The 15876-nt window shown below is 57.5% G+C and carries 12 protein-coding genes; 6 read left to right on the top strand and 6 right to left on the bottom strand.

What is annotated here, in order from left to right:
• Positions 1-58: 58 nt before the first annotated feature.
• Complete coding sequence (locus DS906_RS08275) at positions 59-2494, bottom strand: FAD-dependent oxidoreductase (protein WP_113789726.1); 2436 nt, start codon at positions 2492-2494, stop codon at positions 59-61.
• Positions 2495-2678: 184 nt separating this feature from the next.
• Here DS906_RS08275 and DS906_RS08270 point away from each other — a divergent pair, with 184 nt between their 5' ends.
• Both DS906_RS08270 and DS906_RS08265 read left to right on the top strand, forming a co-directional pair.
• Positions 2679-4199, top strand: coding sequence for a trimethylamine methyltransferase family protein (locus DS906_RS08270; RefSeq protein WP_113789725.1), 1521 nt, complete (start codon positions 2679-2681; stop codon positions 4197-4199).
• A 72-nt stretch (positions 4200-4271) separates the two neighbouring features.
• On the top strand, positions 4272-5240 hold the full coding sequence (locus DS906_RS08265; protein ID WP_113789724.1) for an agmatinase: 969 nt from the start codon (positions 4272-4274) through the stop codon (positions 5238-5240).
• On the opposite strand, the gene DS906_RS08260 is transcribed toward DS906_RS08265, so the two are convergent.
• The 5 genes from DS906_RS08260 to DS906_RS08240 form a co-directional block, all read right to left on the bottom strand.
• The gene (locus tag DS906_RS08260; RefSeq protein ID WP_113789723.1) at positions 5237-6211 is read right to left on the bottom strand and encodes an arginase family protein; all 975 of its coding nucleotides are present in this window, start codon (positions 6209-6211) and stop codon (positions 5237-5239) included. The two genes, DS906_RS08265 and DS906_RS08260, sit on opposite strands and share 4 nt — an antisense overlap.
• A gap of 54 nt (positions 6212-6265) precedes the next feature.
• Entirely contained in the window at positions 6266-7855 is a 1590-nt protein-coding gene (locus tag DS906_RS08255; RefSeq protein WP_058275411.1) for a proline/glycine betaine ABC transporter permease, read from the bottom strand.
• Complete coding sequence (locus DS906_RS08250) at positions 7848-8885, bottom strand: glycine betaine/L-proline ABC transporter ATP-binding protein (RefSeq protein WP_113790018.1); 1038 nt, start codon at positions 8883-8885, stop codon at positions 7848-7850. Before DS906_RS08250 ends, DS906_RS08255 begins: the two co-directional genes overlap by 8 nt.
• Positions 8886-8963: 78 nt before the next feature.
• Positions 8964-9914 carry a glycine betaine ABC transporter substrate-binding protein gene (locus DS906_RS08245; protein WP_113789722.1) on the bottom strand — a complete coding sequence of 317 codons (951 nt, stop codon included), beginning with the start codon at positions 9912-9914 and terminating at the stop codon, positions 8964-8966.
• Between the two features lie 254 nt (positions 9915-10168).
• Positions 10169-11041, bottom strand: a complete 873-nt coding sequence (locus DS906_RS08240; RefSeq protein WP_113789721.1) for a LysR family transcriptional regulator — start codon at positions 11039-11041, stop codon at positions 10169-10171.
• A gap of 85 nt (positions 11042-11126) precedes the next feature.
• On the opposite strand from DS906_RS08240, the gene DS906_RS08235 reads away from it, so the two are divergent.
• Genes DS906_RS08235 through DS906_RS08220 form a run of 4 tightly spaced genes read left to right on the top strand, consistent with a single transcriptional unit; the run spans position 11127 to position 15875 of the window.
• Positions 11127-12590, top strand: a complete 1464-nt coding sequence (locus DS906_RS08235; RefSeq protein ID WP_369934359.1) for an aldehyde dehydrogenase family protein — start codon at positions 11127-11129, stop codon at positions 12588-12590.
• Positions 12590-13567, top strand: coding sequence for a membrane dipeptidase (locus DS906_RS08230; protein ID WP_113789720.1), 978 nt, complete (start codon positions 12590-12592; stop codon positions 13565-13567). The genes DS906_RS08235 and DS906_RS08230 overlap by 1 nt, the downstream gene beginning before the upstream one ends.
• Positions 13564-15249 (top strand): hypothetical protein, encoded by a 1686-nt coding sequence (locus DS906_RS08225; protein WP_113789719.1) that lies wholly within the window; start codon positions 13564-13566, stop codon positions 15247-15249. The genes DS906_RS08230 and DS906_RS08225 overlap by 4 nt, the downstream gene beginning before the upstream one ends.
• Positions 15246-15875, top strand: coding sequence for a DUF3726 domain-containing protein (locus DS906_RS08220; RefSeq protein ID WP_113789718.1), 630 nt, complete (start codon positions 15246-15248; stop codon positions 15873-15875). The genes DS906_RS08225 and DS906_RS08220 overlap by 4 nt, the downstream gene beginning before the upstream one ends.
• Position 15876: the final 1 nt, after the last annotated feature.

The raw sequence follows: 15876 nt of genomic DNA, 5'->3' as shown, positions 1-15876 counted from the left end.
ACTAGCCAAGCAAAGATTTGACCTTACGGCAATGCTGAAATTGACGTCGGCTTCGGGTTTACGCCTTCATCCGATCAAAGCTCGGGTCATATGGACATGGTGGAATTACCGTTGCGCGCACACGCTGACCGCAACTGTCCAGGTCCAATTCTCTGCCAATATCCGCAAAAGCGGGATCGACGAATGCATGTGCCAGGTTCAACCCGGTGCGGTGTCCCCAGTCGCCCGACGTGACGGTTCCAACCACCTGATCCCCCTGCATCAAGGACGCTCCGGGATGTGCAGGACCCAGGGTTGAGGAGACCTGAAGTGCGGCAAGCTTTTTGCGAGGACCTTCCGATTGCCGTTTCATCAGCGCGTCGCGCCCGACAAAATCACCCTTATTCAATCGGACGTACCTGTCCAATCCGGTTTCAAACGGATCGAACTCGGTGATCAGGTCTGCTTTCCAATGAAGGAAGCTCTTCTCCATCCGCATCGACTCGACGGCCCGCGCACCGAACAATTTCAACCCGTGCGCCTCGCCTGCCTGCCGCAATGCCAGATAGGCTGCGTAAAGCGATGCGTTGGGCACGTGGATTTCATAGGCCAGTTCACCAGAAAAGCTGAGGTTCATGACCGTAGCCGGAGCGATGCCAACAAAGCACTCGCGCACATTGAGCCATGGGAAAGCCTCAGCCGGCCAGTCCCCTCGGGCGCAGGCCGACAAGACGTCTCGCGCCTTCGGGCCAGCGAGGACCAATATGGTCTGGTCATTTGTAAGGCTGCGCAGATGAACGTCTTCATCGCGTCGCATGTGCTGACGCAGCCAATCCATGTCATGAAATTCGCTTGCGGCGGCAGAGCCATACCAGACGCGCGCCTCCCCCCTGTCGCTGGCCGGTAGATTGGCGATCGTAGCCTCGGCTTTGATCATACCATGATGGTTCAGCAGGTATCCTAGCCCAACACGCCCCTCGCGCCGGGTCACAAGCCCGCAGAACATCCGGTCCAGAAAAGCATGCCGGTCGTTTCCAGTGATTTCGATCCGATTGAACCCGTTCACCTCGGCCAGTCCAACACCCGATTGCACATTCCGAACCTCGGCGGCGACCACGTCAAATGTTTCGTCAAAACCGAAACTATGCGTCGGCGTGAACTCCGGCGAGGGTTTAATATAATCCACCCTCTCCCACCCGTTGACCACGGTGAACTCGGCCCCTTCCGCCGCCAGCACCGGTGTCAGAGGTGTGGTCTTGGCGGGACGCCCTGCTGGGCGATGTTCATGCGGAAAGTGGAACCGGAATTCGTTCTGATAGTCCTCGATGGCCTTGAGCGCGGTCAATTCGACGTTTGCATGACCCGTGAACCGCCGGGGATCGAGGCACCACGTATCGTAACAAGCCTCACCATGCACGATCTGCTGGGCCAGCAACCACCCATGCCCGCCACCTTCACCCAGCCCTGCGCGCAGACCGATGATACAAAAGGCGTTGCGTTTGCCAGGGATTGGCCCCACCAGCGGAGCCCCGTCGATCGTATAAGTAATCGGCCCATTGACCACGGTGTGAATACCAACCTCCATCAGCGCGGGCATCCGCGCGAATGCACCCTCCAATACGTCCGTCACGCGATCCAGATCGTCGGGACAGAGGGCATTCACAAAGTTCGGATCAATTCCATCCATGCCCCAGGTCTTGCAGTCCTGTTCGTAAAACCCGAGCAACAGGCCGTTTTTTTCCTGCCGGCAATAATAATCGCTGATCGGACAACGCAGCAGCGGCATCCGGTGACCCGCGTCGCGTATCGCTTGTATCTCTTCGGTCAGGAAGTACTGGTGCTCCATCGACGAAACAGGATGATGAACGCCCATCATGGCGCCGACTTCGTTGACGCGATATCCGCAGGCGTTGACCACGATGTCGCAATCGATGTCACCATGCTCGGTCTGCACAGTCCAGGTGTCGTCGGCGTGCTGCACCAGACCCTTCACTGGTGTATTCCGATAAACCTCTGCCCCTGCCTTGCGCGCCCGGCGCGCCAATGCCTGACACAACTGAGCGGGGTCAATATCGCCGTCCAGCGGGTCCCACAACCCGCCGATCAGGTTGTCGGTTGAAATCAGAGGGTGGCGGCGGGCGCATTCGTCCGCGTCAATCACCTCGAAGTGCACATCCATACCCCGCGCCATGGATGCAAAGTGGCGATAACCCTGCATTTGGCCTTCGGTGTTGGCGAGGCGTATCCCCCCATCCCCGTGGTGGTAGTTGATCGGATAATCCGGATCGTCGGCTAACTCCTTATACAATTGGATCGAGTGCGTTTTCAGGCCCACCATCGTCTGGTTCATGCCAAAGTTCGTCACCTGCGCGGCCGAATGCCATGTCGTCCCCGAGGTCAATTCGTTCCGTTCGACCAGCACGACATCGGTCCACCCCTCCTGCGTCAGATGATAGAGGGTCGAACATCCGGCGATGCCGCCGCCGATCACAACGACTTTGGTACGCGACTTCATTGGCTTTGCTCCGTAAGATTTCGTCTAAGTCTTGCGGAAGAAAAGGCTGGGGCGACAACTGCGCAAATGCGGGTGCAAGAAAATCGAAACTGCGATTTCGGATTCTGAAAACGGCAATTCGCCTTTGATGCCGGGATGTTCCGCCCCTTACGGTGCAGGAAAGTAAAAAAAGGAATTGGCCCGGATGTCATCAGAGGGTTCTAAACGCAGCGGCCGAAAAGCGCGGCATGCCCAACGCGCCGCCAAACCGGTCGTAGACCCCTGCCCACCCGGCCAGAAAGGCGGAGCTTATAAACCTCTGCGCCAGCCCGAGATCGAACAGATATACGACACGGCACTGCGGCTGCTCGAGCGTTTGGGCATGGGAAACGTGCCAGACAGATTAGCGGCAGACCTCAAAGCCGCAGGTGCGCAGGCGGGTCAACAAAACCGGTTGCTGTTCCCGCGTGAAATGGTTCAGCGCGCAATCGATACAGCCCCCAAAAGTTTCGTGTTCCATGGCCGGGACGAAAACCGCTCGATCGAGGTTGGCGGCGACCGCGTGTATTTCGGCACTGGCGGTGCGGCCGTTCAAACGCTGGACATCGACAGCGGTCTTTATCGCCCCTCTACGCTGGAGGACCTGCACGACTTCACCCGATTGCAGGACACGCTGGCCAATGTCAGCTGGTTCACCCGATGCTGCGTGGCCACAGATGTACCTGATGTATTCGATCTGGACGTTAACACAGCCTACGCGCTGGTCCGCAATACGACCAAACCGGTGGCAACATCATTTACCCTGGCCGAACATATCGGCCCCATTGTCGAGATGCTGGATATCGTCGCCGGAGGGCCGGGTGAATTCTCCAAACGCCCCTTTCTGAAAGCTCATATCAGCCCGGTGATTTCGCCACTGCGGTATGGGGAGGATGCGGTTGATGTCGTCTATGAATGCGTCGCCCACAATATTCCTATGTCGTGCATCACAGCCGCGCAGGCCGGCGCCACGGCCCCGGCGACTTTGGCTGGGTTTTTGGCGCAATCGCTGGCCGAGACATTGGCCAGTCTTGTCATGGTCTACGCGATCAGACCCGGATTTCCGATGGTGTTTTCCAATTGGCCTTTCATCGTAGACCTCAGGACCGGGTCTTTTGCCGGCGGCAGCGGAGAGACGGCCGTTTTGAACGCCGCCTCGGCGCAGCTCACGAACTGGCTGGACCTGCCCTCGGGCGTAGCCGCATCCATGACCGACGCAAAGGCCATCGATGCACAATACGGCGTTGAAAAAGGCATGACCTCGCTTGCCGCGGCACTGGCTGGGGGGAATCTGATCTATGAAAGCTCGGGCATGACCGCGTCGCTGCTGGGGGCAAGCTTCGAGGGGTTTGTGCTGGACAACGAAATGCACTCACACACCTATCGTGCGCTGCGCGGGATTGAGGTGAGCGAGGAAAACCTGGGTTTTGACGCCATCTGCCATTCGGTCTTGGGTGACGGGCATTTTCTGGGCAGCCAACTGACCTATGCGGCGATGGAGCGGGATTACTTTTACCCCGAACTCGCCGATCGCCAGGAGCCCCGCACGTGGCAAAACGATGGTGCCAAAGACGCATGGTCATCTGCCCGGCATCACGCCAAAGAAGTTCTGGCCAGTCACCACCCACAATACCTGAGCGCCAAACAGGATGCTGAAATTCGCAAACGATTCCGCATACTGGACTGAAGTCTACGGAGCATTCCCAGCACCGCATTGACCCGCTAGGGTCAGCCGGGAAATTACCAAAGGATACCGGTCATGACCGATTCATTTTTTCAGCCGATATCGGCGATGGAACTCGCCCGGTTTGCCGGCATCCCTTCGTTCATGCGCCTTCCCAGTTTGGGCCTAGAACACGATCGCATATCCGAAGTTGAATTGGGTCTGGTCGGCATCCCGTGGGATGGCGGAACCACCAATCGTCCCGGTGCGCGGCATGGCCCGCGACAATTGCGGGACTATTCCACGATGATCCGCGCTATGAACCCGGTCACAGGCGTCGCGCCGTTCTCAATGGTCAATTGCGCCGATCTTGGCGACGTTGCGCCCAATCCGGTTGATATCGAAGATACTCTGAACCGCGTTACGGATTTCTTCTCGACCCTACAGGCAAAAGGCATTGTTCCGCTTACCGCTGGCGGGGACCACCTGACCACCCTGCCCGTTTTGCGTGCGCTTGCCGCCGCAGGCCCCGTTGGCCTGATCCAGTTCGACAGCCACACGGACCTGTTCGATAGCTATTTTGGCGGCCATAAGTTTACCCACGGCACTCCGTTTCGCCGCGCGGTAGAAGAAGGACTGGTCGATCCCAAACGCTTTGTTCAGGTTGGCATCCGGGGCACTGCGTACAACACCGAAGACATCGAGTGGGGCGAGGCACAGGGTATCCGCATAATCCGTATCGAAGAACTGTTCGATCGGGGCATTAAAGACGTGATGGCCGAAGTGCGCGGTATCGTTGGGCAAGCACCAACTTATTGCACCTATGACATTGATTTTGTTGACCCAACCTACGCCCCTGGCACCGGAACGCCCGAGATCGGAGGACCGAATAGTTTTCAGGCGCAGCAGGTCATCCGCCAGATGTCTGGTGTGAACCTGATTGGCGCTGATCTGGTCGAAGTATCGCCCCCATTCGATCCGAACGGAGGCACTGCGTGGCTGGGCATTTCGCTGATGTTCGAACTGCTCTGCGTTTTGGCTCAGGCCGTGGACGCACGGCGCTAACTGGCGTTTTCGGCGATCATCGAAATCATTTCGAACATCACCGCAGCTGCCGTTAGCGCGGTGATGTTGTTCGGGCTGTCCTTGGTTGGCATCATGCAGACGACATCCCCGCCAACGATGTTCAACCCGCGCGCGGCACGCAGAATGCCGACAGCCTCGTCAATATCGAAACCCTTCTCGCCCGGTTCCAGATTGGACACGGCAGGCGCGACAGTGGGATCAAGGCAATCCAGATCGAACGTGATATAGACCGGGCGGTCGCCCAGAATTTCTTTGGTCTGAGCCACGACGTCTTCCAGCCCGCGTTGACGGAATTCGCGCATAGTGACGATATTGTAGCCATAGTCGTAAGAGGGCTGAAGCCAGTCTAGGCTTCGCGGATGGCCCCTAAGTCCGATTTGCATGGATCGCGTGGGGTCGACCTGCCCCTGATCCGCCAGATACGCGCCCCAATGGGCCGCTGATTTCTTGGCCCCCAGGAAATGATCGACCTTGGTGAACACGTCCGTATGCGCGTCCAGATGCAGAAAGCTGACAGGCTCTCCACCCGCCAGCTTGCCGCGACCCAGCGCTTGCACGATCCCGCCAGTGATGGAGTGGTCGCCGCCAATCGACACCGGGCGCGCACCGGCTGCATCGATGTCTTTGTAAAAAGCCGTAATCCGTTCGATGCAGTCTTCGTTATCGTTTGCCCGCGGAAATGGAACGTCGCCTACATCTGCAATCTTCGCACAATTCCACGGATCAATTTCAAACACCGAATGTACCCGCCGCTGTACGGCCGAGACATGCCGCAAAGCACGCGGGCCCAGATGCTGATCCCGCTCGGTTGTGCCGTTGCCTGCCGAATGCGGCACTCCGACCAAAGCGATGTCCTGCCCTTCGGGACCTTGATTGGGGCACCGAAATAGGGTCGGTATCCCCCACCAATATAGATTGTCCATCATAGACTGTTCGTAACGGTCGGTCATCTGCGTCTCCGGTGAAAGAAAAACGCCCCCGGTGTGAACCGGGGGCGTTTGCGTTCAGAGTTTTTCGTCTTCTCGGCGGAAGGCGCCTTGCACGATACGGTCCATGACCATGGCCAGGAACAGGATGGCAAACCCACCCAGCAGACCCGGACCTTTGGCAGCGTATTGCAGCGCCTCAAGGATTTCCTTGCCCAGACCTCCGCCGCCGATCAGCGAGATGATCACCACCATCGACAAGCACATCAGGATGGTCTGGTTCACGCCGGTCATGATCGATGGCAGAGCAAGCGGGATCTCAACATCCTTGAGCAACTGCCATTTCGATGCGCCAAAGGCCACCGCAGCCTCCTTGATGCTTTCCGGAACCCCGCGCATCCCCAGCGCGGTCAGACGAATGACCGGCGGCATGCCAAAGATGATCGTCGCCAGAATGCCCGGCGGGTTACCGGTGCCAAAGAAGGCGATGATTGGGATCAAGTAGACAAACGCCGGCAATGTCTGCATCAGGTCCAACACCGGCTCGGCCGCCCGGTAGGCGCGCTTGGATTTGCCGAACCAGATGCCCAGCGGAATGCCAAAAACCACGCATAACAGCACGGCCGCGCCCACCAAGGCCACGGTTTCCATCGCCACATCCCAATACCCCAGAAGCGCGATATAGGCCAACGAAGACGCGGTGAAGATTGCCACCCGTGGCCCTGCCGCGCGCCACGCGGTCACACAGATCACCAACATCACAACCGGCCACGGGGAACCGATCAATGCCACCGTCAACGCATCCAGAACAGATCGCACACCCGCCACGATACCGTCGAATACATCCCCGCCGGCTGCGGCGGCTGCATCTATTTGCGCCTCCATCCAGCTTGCCAGATTTGAGAACAACGTTCCGTTGCCTTCGCCCAATATCATCGCGGAGACTTCCTGCTCGGGGAATGCATCCAACAATGGGAGTGAGGCGTTGACGGTGAATTTGTAAACGATCAGCGGACCAATTGCGGCCACCAAAACAGCACCCAGAACAGTGTTGCGGGTCGAGCGGCCGCTTTCGGTGCTGGCAGGATCTGTCCGCCAATTCGAGTACTGCTTTTCGTACACGCGGTCCGCATAAAAACCTTGCGCAAGTTTGAATACCAACAACATCAACAGGCCTGTAACCATGATGCCAAACGCCTCAGACTGGGCCGACGCCGCTTTCTCAAAACTGGCATCTGCGGCCTTCTGGATATTCGCTGCCAGTTTGTTGAACCGGTCAATGTCCGCCTTTTCGGTGGCCGCAGTCGCACGTTCCAATAGCTCGTTCGCGCGGGTCTGCTGACGTTCAGCCCGTTCAGCCAGATCAGCGCCGGGGTTGCCCCAGGCACCGCGGCCGATCTGAACCCAGGCGATGATTTCCAGGATCAGGAAAGTCCAGAACATCCCCCAAATCGCACGTGAGGCTGACCAGAATGGCCCCAGAACAGCCGCCCAGATGTTGAAGGTGTTTGGAATGCCACTGGTCGCATCATGGATTTTGTGAAACGCGTTGACGTAGTAGTCGCCGTTTGGCCCGGTAAATTCGTGGATCGAGCGGTCCAGCGCCTCACGGTCGACTTCGATATCCGAGGCGGCCGTGACTTTTACTTCCGTGGTTGCATCAGTCATTTTTGCCCCCCTGAATTCCGCGCAGCAAACGCGGTTTAGTGACCACGCCTACATCAGCGCCAGCATCGGTAATGATGACCGGCAGGTCCGTATTGACGGCAAGGTCGATCAACTGGTCCAAATCCGCCCCTTCATCCGCGCGTGGTGCGCCCTCAGTCGAGCCGGAATAGCTGTCGATCGGCTCCATGATTGAATGCGCCTTGACCAATTTCAGCTTGGAAATGCCCTGCACGAACTCACGCACATAGTCGTCGGCCGGGTTCATGACGATATCTTCGGGCGTGCCAATCTGAACGATGACGCCGTCTTTCATGATGGCGATCCGGTGCCCGATACGGATGGCCTCGTCCAGGTCGTGCGTGATGAACAGCGTCGTCTTTTGCAGCTGCGCTACAAGCGCCTTGAACTGATCCTGCAATTGCAACCGGATCAACGGATCCAGCGCCGAGAACGGCTCATCCATCAACAGAATCTCGGGGTCCGAGGCCAGCGCGCGGGCAATCCCAACACGTTGCTGCATGCCGCCCGACAATTCTTTGGGCAGGCGGTCTTCGTAGCCTGTCAGGTCTACCAAGCCTAATGCGTGATCCGAAACCGCCCAGCGTTTCGATTTCGAGACTTTGCGGATTTCCAGCGGGTAGGCGACGTTATCGCGAACCGATCGGTGTGGCATCAGTGCCATGTGCTGAAACACCATCCCAATTTGCATGGCCCGAATGCGACGCAGCTCGGCCTCGGAAATCTTGGAGACATCCTGCCCCAGAATTTCGATCTTTCCGGCGGTCGGTTCGATCAGGCGATTGACGTGTCGTACCAGAGTAGATTTGCCAGAGCCTGACAGGCCCATGATGCAGAAAATCTCGCCCCTTGGCACTTCGAAGGACGCGCCCTGCACGCCAACAACACAATTGAATCTTTCCAGAACTTCAGGCTTTCCGATGCCTTCATTCCGGACGGCTTCCATGGCTTCTTCGGCTTTTGCGCCAAAGATTTTCCAGACATCCGTCAGTTTAACGACTGTTTCGGTCATTTTTGTCCCTTTGGTGCAAAACAGGCCGCCGGGGCTGTCCCGACGGCCTGCCAGAGTTTCAATTCCGGTGGGCGTCAATCAATTTGACATCCAGCCCAGAACGGCATCTTCGTTCGCACCGACCCATTCCTCGGCATAGGCCAAAGGTTCTTGGCCTTCGATCACCAACGCAAAGGTCATCGCCGAAACCGTATCCGTATCCAGTTTCATGTTGGATAGCATGGTCGCCACTTCCGGATATTCTTCCTCAAGCGACTTTGCGAAGTGCAAATGCAGGAAGGCAAGATCCCAGGCAACGCCGGCCTCGGATTTTTCCAGCCAGTCGGGATCATCTGTGGGCTGCAGCACTTTCCACTTGGCGGCGTCGTACGCCGGTTCTTCCAAAATCTGCATGTCATGCAGGGCAAACACATAGTGCGGCGTGTAGCAGAACCCAACCCAAGGTTCGCCTGCCTTGATTGCATTGTCGAGATTCGCGTAAGCCACCGTCTCGTCAATTTCTGTCAGTTCAAAAACCTGGTCATAACCATAGGATTTGGCCCGAATTTTTTCGACATTGGTCGACGCCCATCCTGGCGCACCAATCCAAAGCTCACCCTGCCCATCACCGTTGCTGTCAAACAGCGCGGCATTGTCGGGGTTTGTCAGGTCTTCAATGGACGTAATGCCATGTGCTTCGGCGGTTGCCTTGTCGACGCACATACCCTGAAAGGCTTCGACGCCATTTGCGTTGAACGTAACCGTGCCCTTATCCTTTACGTAGGTATCATGCAGGTTTTGCTGGTTGGGCATCCAAACTTCGGGGTGTACGTGCATGGCACCGGAGTCCATCGCCTCGAACACAATCGGGTTGGTGCCATTCTGAAGTTCAACCTCAAGGCCGAGGTTCTGTTCGATCGCGACCTTCAAAATATGTGCCGTCGCATTTACCGAAGGCCAGTTCGGCACGCCGATCACGATATCAGCAGCAAGGGCGGGTCCAGCGATCACAGCGGATGCGCCTCCCAGTAACGTGGCTAATTTTTTCATTTGTGTCTCCATGTTGGGCGTCTGTGGCGCTGTTTTTCTGGACCCGAGGGCCGTGGTGCACCTTGCAAACAAAGTCGGAAAGCCGAAGCTTTCCCATTTTGGGTCAGCCGCATTATGTGCCGACCCGGCAAAAAAACTGAAACATGCTGACGCGCCACCCATCAAGTGTTACGTCCTACAAACATCTGAATTCGATATTATCATAGAAATGTTTCGACTTTGTCGAAAATCAGTCAGACACTCCTGCTTCGTTATCAAGCAGTACCCAGTTCAAGAATGTAAGCGACCGCTTCTTCGGTCAGATGTTTGAAGCGCGCATGTTCATTTACATAGAGATAAACTTGGCGCTGATCGGGCAAATCCACGATCTCGCGAAACGCCGTCGCTTCGGGCATGAAATTGGCAACTGATTGCGGCAAAACGGTCACCCAATCCCCTGCCCTGACCATTGTGATAAGGGAGTGGGTGTTGTGAACAGTAACGTCCGCCTGCGCTTCTGACGCTCGGAACTTTGGTGACTGAATCAGATCACACAACGCGTTTCGAATAAACGGGAGCGCCAGAACTTCGTCAATTGTTGGCGAAGCTGGCTGTCGTATCAATCGGTGACCTGAGGCGCAAACCAGCCCAAACCTGTCTTCGAACAGCGGAATCGACCGAACCCCGTTCAACGCATGCTGACCAGATGCGATACCAATATCCGCTTTGCCTTCGACCAGCGCGTCCAAAACCTGCTGAGTATCCGTGTCACGCAGTTCGACTTTTACGCCTGGAAAGCGCTGTGTGATGTAAGCCAGAACCTTAGGGAAAAACATTGCTGCAACCGATGGAACGGATGCGATGCGCAGCAACCCGTGCTCTGCTTGCGCCGCGGCCATGATATCCAAGACGGCCTGATCGAACTGGCGGACTTGTTTCAATGCCACTTCGAAGACTTGTATGCCCAACGGGGACAGCTGGTTTTTGCGCTCTCCCTCAAAAAGCTTTTTGCCAAGATGATCCTCAAACTGCTTGAGGGTCATCGAGACCGCCGACTGAGTTCGGCCCAACCGGTCGGCCGCCTCGATCAGGTTGCCTGTTTGGGCAACCGTGCAAAAACACCGCAAGGTCTCGATCTTGATCGCCAAGCTTCACCTTTTTTGAAGTTTGCTCAATTTATTTGAGTTTGACTGATATCTACCCAAAAAGCCATTCTGCGCCAGACCAATTTTCATGACTCTGGGGCGCATCGTGACAAAACTGAACCTGATTGCTGGCGAATGGCTGGCGGGCGAGACCGAAATTGAAAACCGCAACCCTTCGGATCTGAGCGATCTGGTTGGCATGTTCGCACAGGCCAGCGCGGATCAGCTTGAGGCCACTTTGGATCAGGCGCGTGTTGCACAGACAGAATGGGAAGCCTACGGTCCCGAGCGCAAGCAAGCGGTTCTGATGAACATCGGCAACGAGCTGATGTTGCGCGCCGAAGAACTGGGCACCCTGCTGGCCCGCGAAGAAGGCAAGCCGCTGGCCGAAGGCAAGGGCGAGGTTTACCGCGCCGGTCAGTTCTTTACCTATTACGCAGCCGAATGCCTGCGCCAGATCGGTGAGAACGCCGACAGCGTCCGCCCCGGTGTTGAAATTGACGTACGCCGCGAGGCCGTGGGCGTGGTTGCCATCATCAGCCCGTGGAACTTCCCGACCGCAACCGCGTCGTGGAAGATTGCTCCGGCGCTGTGCTATGGCAACGCAGTTGTCTGGAAACCCGCCAACATCACGCCGGCTTCTGCCGTAGCCCTGACCGAGATCATCGAACGGCAGGACATTCCAAAAGGGCTGTTCAGCCTTGTGATGGGTTCGGGCCGCTTGATCGGTCAGCGTTTGGTGGAAAGCCCCAAGGTCAACGCGATTTCCTTCACCGGTTCCGTTCCGGTTGGCAAAGGCATCGCCGCCGCTGCGATCCAGAACCTGACCAAAGTTCAGATGGAGATGGGATCGAAAAACGCGCTGGCCGTTATGGACGACGCCGATCTGGATCTGGCGGTGACGCTGGCACTGGGCGGAGCCTTTGGCGGAACAGGTCAGAAATGTACCGCGTCCTCGCGTCTGGTCGTTCATGCAGGTGTGCATGATGCTTTCGTCGAAAAGCTTGTGGCTGGTGCTCAGGCGATGAAGGTTGGCCACGCCCTGGAAGAAGGCGTTCAGATGGGGCCGGTCGTCAGCGAACAGCAGCTGGGCGAAAACCTCGCCTATGTCGATCTGGGCAAATCTGAGGGCGCAGAACTGGCCTGTGGCGGTCAGCGGCTTGAGATGCCGCATGACGGGTTCTACATGTCCCCCGGTGTTTTCCTGAACACCAACAACGATATGCGGATCAACCGCGAAGAAATGTTCGCCCCGCTAACCAGCGTCATCAAGGTCGGCAGCTATGACGAAGCGCTGAGCGTGGTGAACAACACCAATTTCGGCCTGACATCAGGCATCGTTACGCAAAGCCTTGCCCGTGCGACCCACTTCCGCCGCAATGCGCGCACCGGTGTCGTAACGGTGAACCTGCCGACCGCGGGCACCGACTATCACGTGCCCTTTGGCGGGCGCGGCGACAGTTCTTACGGACCACGCGAGCAAGGCAAAGCAGCGGCTGAATTCTACACCACCGTTAAAACCGCCTACATCAGCGCGGGAACGCCGGTCTGATGCGCATCGACGGGCTGCAATACGCCAACTGGTCGGAGAAGATTTTTCGGCAGCTACGTGAAGGGGGCGTGGACGCAATCCACGTCACCATATCGTACCACGAGAACTTCCGCGAAACGGTTCTGAACTTTGAAAAGTGGAACCGCTGGTTCGAGCAATACCCCGACCTGATCATGAAGGGCCGCTGGGCCAGCGATATCGACATCGCCCGGGAAACCGGGCGGACGGCTGTGTTCTTTGGCTTCCAGAACCCCTCGCCCATCGAAGATGATATCGGGCTGGTGGAAATTCTGCACGATCTGGGCGCGCGGTTCATGCAGCTGACCTATAACAACCAGTCGCTGCTGGCGACCGGTTGCTATGAGGCCGAAGATACCGGCATCACGCGCATGGGCAAACAGGTCATCAAAGAGATGAACCGCGTAGGCCTTGTCGTCGACATGAGCCATTCGGCGGATCGCTCGACCATTGAGGCCGCCGAGCTGTCCGAACGTCCCATCGCCATCACCCACGCCAATCCGCACGAGTGGTCCCCGGCCCTGCGCAACAAGCGCGACACGGTGATCCGCGCGGTGACGGAAAACGGTGGGATGTTGGGCTTTTCGGTCTACCCTCATCATTTGAAAGACAAATCCGACTGCACTCTGGAGAGTTTTTGCGAGATGATCGCCCGTACGGCCGACAAATACGGTGCACAACATCTGGGGATTGGAACTGACCTGTGTCAGGATCAACCCGACAGCATCGTCGAATGGATGCGCGTTGGTCGCTGGACCAAGGAAATCGACTATGGCGAAGGTTCAGCCAGCAATCCCGGCTTCCCGCCGATGCCAAGCTGGTTCGAGGACAATCGCGACTTCGGCAATATCGAAACCGGGCTTCGCGGCGTTGGCATGAACGCCGACGAAATCTCGGGTATCATGGGCGGGAACTGGTACCGCTTTTTCGATAAGAACTTCGGACCGCAACCCGCATGAACAAAACCGGCACTGATATCCCGCGACGCGATCCCGAGCAGGTCATGCGCCTGTCACGACTGGGATCATTACATCAGTGCAGGCTCAGCTTCATGCGGCAACTGACCCGGCGCTTGGTGCGTGAGAACTGGACCTTTACCCGCCCCATATTTGCAATCGACGATAACGGTGTCGGCTACGCGGTTTATACTGCCCAGGGTCCGGAGCGTGTGTATTCGCTGGTTGCGTTTGCCCATGATCTGTCGCCCGAGCAACGATCGGACCGGGTTATTGCCGAAGCGTGGGATGCTACCTTCGCTCTGTTTGATGGCATCCCGACCGAGCAAGACATTCAGCGCTTGTCTCAAAACGTTCCTTTGCAAGAGGCAGGGCGCGTAAGCGAAAGCGAGCTGTCACTGTCCCGCGCCAACCGGTCCGTACGCTTGTGGAAACACGTGGTCGACAGGTTGGCTGTCGGACAACAGCCCGACTTGGAGCAAATCCATAAAGTCGGTTACCTGATGCGGACGACGGCCGTTTATGGATCGGGCAAGTTCGGCGCCGCGGATCGCGAGAAGATAGCGAACCGACCAGAACTGAACGCACCGTTTCAGGCGGAAATGCTGTCGGTCTACCTGACACGAACCTTTGTCCGCGATCTGGTGCAACATATGGCTCGCACCAAAGGCGGCGTGCAAACTGCGGATCTGGATCCCGAGATCGCGCAATGGCTGGGTATAGGCAACTCAACCGGGTTGGGCATGGCTCCGTTCATCGTGAACCACCCGGTGCTGTTCAACAACTGGATCATGGCGCGCGAAGAAGCTTTGGCGCGGGTAAGGTCCCTGCAATCCGCGTCCGAGGATGAAGCCCGGCACTTTCTGGAGATCTTTGATCGCAGCAAGCTGTCGATGTCGTGGTGGCGATCAGAGCATCCGGTCCAGATTGAAAAGCTTGCGTCGCTGAATGCCGATCTTGCGGCAATTACCAGTTATCTGGACCAGAAAGACCTGACGCAGGACGACCCGTGGGACAGACTGATCCGATGGTCCGAAACCGCACTTGGCGAAGAAGGGCAGGAACTGCTCGCCTCACTTGTTCTGGAACCTTATGGCGATCTGGTGGACGGCCTGACCGGCTGTATGGCTGACGGGAATGCACAGGTACAGGTTATCAACGGGGGCATGACCGTCGATCAGCTCCGTACCGCAATCCACGACCGCTTTGGCTGGGCACTGCATATGGATTGGTCGGCAGAGGCAAACTGCGCGCGCGCCTGGTATGTGTCTGAAGAAAAACTGGAACCTCGGCTGGGTGAACGGTTCGAGGAACCGATTGCCGAATACGAACAGCCCCTTGCCCCGGCCAGAGACGCCGCGCTGGCCTATGCGGACCTGGAGAATTGGCAGGACGACAGATCGATAGCCGAGTTCCTTCTGCGCCATCCCGAACACCGTCACACGATCCGGCGCGCGCAGATCGGCCTTGTCGCGCCATATGGCGAGCTTCGCGACAACACAATCAGCGCCGGCGTCATGCCCATCGATATGCTCCGGGCCAAGCTGTCCTTTTTCGGTGCTACGCATTTTGACCCACGCTCGGACCGCTGGGTACGTATCTGCATGTATGCTGGCGCTCCCTACCCCGAAGACTTGAATGCCAAGACGGCAGACTTATGGGTTTATCCGGAGCTTTCCCAATGAACGTCTCGCTGAATGAGGTCGAAGCCACCGCAAAACGCGCGACCCGAGGAGCTGGATACAGCTGGGGACTGGCTGAGGAAGCCGCGAAAGCAACACGCTGGCTGTGCGCGCACGGGCAAAACGGTACCGGTGCATTGGCTCAGCTGCTGCAACTTGATTTGGCGAGCGCGCCACAGACACACGCCCCGTCCGATCTGAACGGCGAATGGCAGAGCGAAAACCAACTGTGCCCATTGGTGACCGGTGCACTTCTGTCAGATTTTGCACAACGCCTGAATTCGTCCCCGATTGAGATAAGAAACATAGCCGTACCCGCACTGCTGCTTCCATTCGCGGCCAATGCCGCTCGCTTGCTAAAGACCTGCGTGTGCGTCGAATATGACCACGCACTGGCAGAAACCGACGGTTATGACTTGTCCCTGGGCACCCCATTCCCGGACCGGGCACATCAGGTATCTGTGCACCTTGGCGGCCAACTTACCGCCCCCACCCCGCATCAAACACGGGCAGAACCCGATCCGACCGATTGGGCCGTACTAAACCGGTTCGCCCACCGAACATACGCACCCGCCACCGAGGAATCCCGCCTGCGCGGGGCCGGAGCGGGCTTATCCGACAACGATTGAA

Source organism: Ruegeria sp. A3M17, from assembly GCF_003318255.1.
Classification (GTDB): domain Bacteria; phylum Pseudomonadota; class Alphaproteobacteria; order Rhodobacterales; family Rhodobacteraceae; genus Ruegeria.
Note: the sequence above shows the minus strand (reverse complement) of the source record. Positions and strands in the feature narration are given on the sequence as shown.

Bases quoted from the DNA above. Each gene is read 5' to 3' on its own strand.
- DS906_RS08230 (WP_113789720.1), top strand. From the start codon at position 12,590: ATGCGCATCGACGGGCTGCAATACGCCAACTGGTCGGAGAAGATTTTT.
- DS906_RS08260 (WP_113789723.1), bottom strand. From the start codon at position 6,211: ATGACCGACCGTTACGAACAGTCTATGATGGACAATCTATATTGGTGG.
- DS906_RS08265 (WP_113789724.1), top strand. From the start codon at position 4,272: ATGACCGATTCATTTTTTCAGCCGATATCGGCGATGGAACTCGCCCGG.
- DS906_RS08235 (WP_369934359.1), top strand. From the start codon at position 11,127: ATGACTCTGGGGCGCATCGTGACAAAACTGAACCTGATTGCTGGCGAA.
- DS906_RS08245 (WP_113789722.1), bottom strand. From the start codon at position 9,914: ATGAAAAAATTAGCCACGTTACTGGGAGGCGCATCCGCTGTGATCGCT.
- DS906_RS08270 (WP_113789725.1), top strand. From the start codon at position 2,679: ATGTCATCAGAGGGTTCTAAACGCAGCGGCCGAAAAGCGCGGCATGCC.
- DS906_RS08255 (WP_058275411.1), bottom strand. From the start codon at position 7,855: ATGACTGATGCAACCACGGAAGTAAAAGTCACGGCCGCCTCGGATATC.
- DS906_RS08275 (WP_113789726.1), bottom strand. From the start codon at position 2,494: ATGAAGTCGCGTACCAAAGTCGTTGTGATCGGCGGCGGCATCGCCGGA.
- DS906_RS08250 (WP_113790018.1), bottom strand. From the start codon at position 8,885: ATGACCGAAACAGTCGTTAAACTGACGGATGTCTGGAAAATCTTTGGC.
- DS906_RS08220 (WP_113789718.1), top strand. From the start codon at position 15,246: ATGAACGTCTCGCTGAATGAGGTCGAAGCCACCGCAAAACGCGCGACC.
- DS906_RS08225 (WP_113789719.1), top strand. From the start codon at position 13,564: ATGAACAAAACCGGCACTGATATCCCGCGACGCGATCCCGAGCAGGTC.